Source organism: Bacillus cereus group sp. BfR-BA-01524, assembly GCF_022662595.1.
Taxonomy (GTDB): domain Bacteria; phylum Bacillota; class Bacilli; order Bacillales; family Bacillaceae_G; genus Bacillus_A; species Bacillus_A thuringiensis_S.
The window spans coordinates 1-624 of record NZ_JAKUDW010000263.1 but is presented as its reverse complement, the minus strand read 5'-3'; the positions used below and the strand labels follow the sequence as shown (position 1 = coordinate 624).

The following is a 624-nucleotide window of genomic DNA, read 5'->3' as shown; positions in this document are numbered from 1 at the left end:
TTGATAAAGACTACCAAAAATTCGATTTAGAAGTTGTCTTCTCTGATGGAACGAAAAAAGAATACAAAAGAGAAATAAAATAAAGAAGTAGGCGATTGCCTACTTCTTTATTTTTTAATTTTTGCGTATCTTAGTTCTGGACTAGAACCGATAATGAACTGAACACCAGATACTGATGGTTTTTGTAAATATGAAGCACTTGGGAAAATAATTGGGATTAATGGTGAATCTGTAAACATAATATCTTCCGCTTTATGCAATAAGTCAAAACGCTTATCTTCGTTTTGTTCAACTTTTGCTTCTTTTACTAAAGCGTCAAATTCTTTATTATGCCATTTTGCATAGTTATTCGGACCATCACCTGCATATAAATCTAGTTTAGTAATTGGATCTAATAAAGAGCCGCCCCATCCCATATAAGCTAATTGGAAATCACTTTGCTTGTATGTGTCGATGTAACTCTTCCATTCTTTATTTTCTAATTTAATATCTACACCAAGATTTTTCTTAAACATTTCTTGCATTGCTTCTGCTACTTTTTTATGTTGTGTATCTGTAGTGAATTTTAATGTTACTTCAGGTAATGTAGACCACCCTTGTTCTTTCATACCTTCTTCTAGTAAT

At 31.7% G+C, this 624-nt stretch carries 1 protein-coding gene and 1 pseudogene; one reads left to right on the top strand and one right to left on the bottom strand.

Going from position 1 to position 624, the window contains the following annotated elements:
• Positions 1–83: pseudogene (locus MR170_RS32855) on the top strand (YusW family protein); the annotation flags it as partial.
• A 24-nt stretch (positions 84–107) separates the two neighbouring features.
• Here the strand turns inward: MR170_RS32855 and MR170_RS30940 are convergent.
• The coding region (locus tag MR170_RS30940) for an ABC transporter substrate-binding protein (protein ID WP_242310661.1) at positions 108–624 on the bottom strand (517 nt) is incomplete at its 5' end.